This is a genomic window from Actinomycetes bacterium, from assembly GCA_036510875.1.
GTDB lineage: Bacteria > Actinomycetota > Actinomycetes > Prado026 > Prado026 > DATCDE01.
Window position 1 is genome coordinate 1 of sequence record DATCDE010000221.1, and the last position, 2,578, is coordinate 2,578.

The following is a 2,578-nucleotide window of genomic DNA, read 5'->3' on the forward strand; positions in this document are numbered from 1 at the left end:
GCACACCTCAACTGCCTGGGCCGCTACGCCTTCACCACCCAGCCGCCCGCAGAGCTACGGCCGCTGCGCGACCCGAAGGCACGCGACGGCGAGGACGACGGAGAGTTCTGACGCCGCCCGTAGGGGGATCCTTCGTCGCGATCGCCGAGTGGGCCCAGGCGGCCACTCCCCACACATTGGGCAGGCTGGGAATACTGGGCGAAGTCCCCTCCGAATCCACCATCCGACGGACCCTGCAACGCCTGGACGCCGACGGGCTCGACGTCATCCTGGGTGCCTGGGCCGCGCTGCACCACGTCGCCGACCCGCACCAGATGCAGGTCATCGCCCTGGACGGCAAGACACTCCGCGGCGCCCGCGGCCCCGACGGCCGGGGACGACACCTGCAGGAACCCCACCGGTGACGGTGGTGTTCGCCGTCGCGGGCGGGGTGTAGGCGCTGGTCGGGGTGGGCTGAGGCGCCCGCTGCGGGCTGGTCGGTGGCGCCGGAGTGGGCGTGGCGGCCAAGGCCACGGGCCCGGTCGCGAGAACTGATGTGGTGAGAGCAGCTGCGCTCAGCGCAGCAGAGAAGGACGTGCGAAGTCTCATTGTTCCCCGGTTGCCAAATAGCGCCCAGAACCCACTTTGGTAGGCCTTCCCGTTTTGGTGCGAATCGGGTGAAAGATCCGCGAGAAGCCAAGCGCTGCAAGGACTGTGACACGACTAGACCGCAACGGACCGTGAACAGAAGGGCACGATCCGATCACGCCCGATTCGTCCCGGGGGGTGATGGATCCGTTGTCGAGCGCGTTGCGTAGGTTCGAGCCTGTGACGCGCAGGGTGGGATCCGAGGTCGTGTTCTGGGTGGTGGCGTTGGCCCCGGTCCTGGTGGTCCTGCTGCTGCCGCGCGTGGTGCTGCAGGACGGTGGGTTGCACCTGTCCGCCGCGAACGCGCTCAGCATGCAACTGCGGGGCGAGCTCGGCGACGTGATCACCTGGCGGGCCGGGCTGCCACCGAACCTGCTCTCCGAGGTGGCACTGCTGGCTCTGCTGCAGGTGCTCCCGGCGAGCTGGGCGCTGAAGGTTCTCGTGGCGGGGATCCTGGTTGGCTTCGCCGTGGCCGCACGCTCGGTGGTCAGTGCGACCGGTGCGGCCGCCCCCTGGGCGGCGCTTCTACTGCCCTTCGCCTGGAACCGCACTCTGGCCTGGGGGTTCCTGGACTACTCCGCCGCGGTGGTGCTCAGCCTCGTCGCGGTGGCGGTGGTGCTGCGACGACCGGACAAGCCCCCCGTGTGGGGACTCGGGCTCCTGCTAACCCTGACGTGGCTGACCCACCTTGTGCCCACTGTCGCCGCCGGCGGGGTGTGCGTCCTGGTCGCCGTTACCGCGGCCCTCGGTCGCCGCCAGGCCGGGCAGCCCGCGGCCTGGGCTGCTGGCGTCGGCAGGGTGCTGCTGGCCGGCGTCCCCGCTCTCGTGCTCACCGCGGTGTTCACCGCCGCCAACCCACCCGGCGCCAGCGCACCCCAGACCGAGACGCTCACCGACCGCTTCGTGGGAGTGGTGGGCATGACCCGGGCCGACGTGTCGACCGTGCACGCGGAATACACGGCATACCGGTTCTTCGCCCTCGCCCTATACGCCGCGGCCGCGGTCGCGGTGCTGGCCCGGCTCCGAGGTGGGTGGCGGATCCGACCCGCCGACGGCCTCCTGGTCGCCGCCGCCACCGGGGCCGTCTTGGCGGTCCTCGCCCCGGAGGGCGTGGACGGGGCCGGGGGGTTCCTCGGGATGCGCTTGTCGCTATACCCGTCGCTGCTGCTCGCCGCCTGGGTTGCCGGCGAGCTCGGCCGCACCCGGCTCACCACCGTCCGGACAGCGGTGATGCCGCTGCTCGCAGGGACGGCCGCCACGGCCGTGGCCCTGGTGCTGGTGGCCGTGCGACTGCCTGCACAGCAGAACTACTCCACAGCGGCCCTGCAGGTCGACGAGCTCGCCGAGTGCCTGCCGGAGCAGGGCACCGTGCTCGACATCTACCTCGACGACGCCCAGGACCAGGCCGCCCGGATGTACCCCTACGACGGCATCACGGGCTTCGCCGAGACCGACCGCGACACCCTCAACATGAACAACGAAGCCGGGTGGGTCCCCTACTACCTGTGGCGCTACCAGGACTCGCAGCGCCCGGACACCCAGATCGGCACCGAACGCGGCGGGGTGTTGAACGCGCCGCCACGCATCGACCTCGCCGGAGCCCTGGACCGCGGCGTGCGCATCGACGCCGTCCTGGTCATCGGTCGACCGACAGCCGGCCCTGAAACTCTCGCCGACGAACCCACGCGGCAGACCCTGACCGACCTGCAGGAACGCTTCACCCCCGCCCGCACGTCCACCGCAGGCACCGCCGAGGTCTGGCTGCCCCGAGGCCAGAGCACCACCTACGGTAGTGAACGGTGACGGCCAGCAACGACATGGTCTTCGGCGTGTTCGCGCTCTTGAACTACCGCTTCGCGCCACGCTTCGCGGACCTGCCCGATCAGCGGTACTGGCGAGCGCCGTTGCCCGACCCGCTACCGGAAGGAGTCGAGCTGTCACCCGAGCAGCA

At 70.8% G+C, this 2,578-nt stretch carries 2 protein-coding genes; both read left to right on the forward strand.

Annotated elements, in window-relative coordinates; translation table 11 throughout:
- Positions 1-176 precede the first annotated feature (176 nt).
- On the forward strand, positions 177-404 hold the full coding sequence (locus VIM19_12845; GenBank protein HEY5185763.1) for a hypothetical protein: 228 nt from the start codon (positions 177-179) through the stop codon (positions 402-404).
- 403 nt (positions 405-807) lie between these two features.
- On the forward strand, positions 808-2,430 hold the full coding sequence (locus VIM19_12850) for a hypothetical protein (GenBank protein ID HEY5185764.1): 1,623 nt from the start codon (positions 808-810) through the stop codon (positions 2,428-2,430).
- The last annotated feature ends 148 nt before the right edge of the window (positions 2,431-2,578 follow it).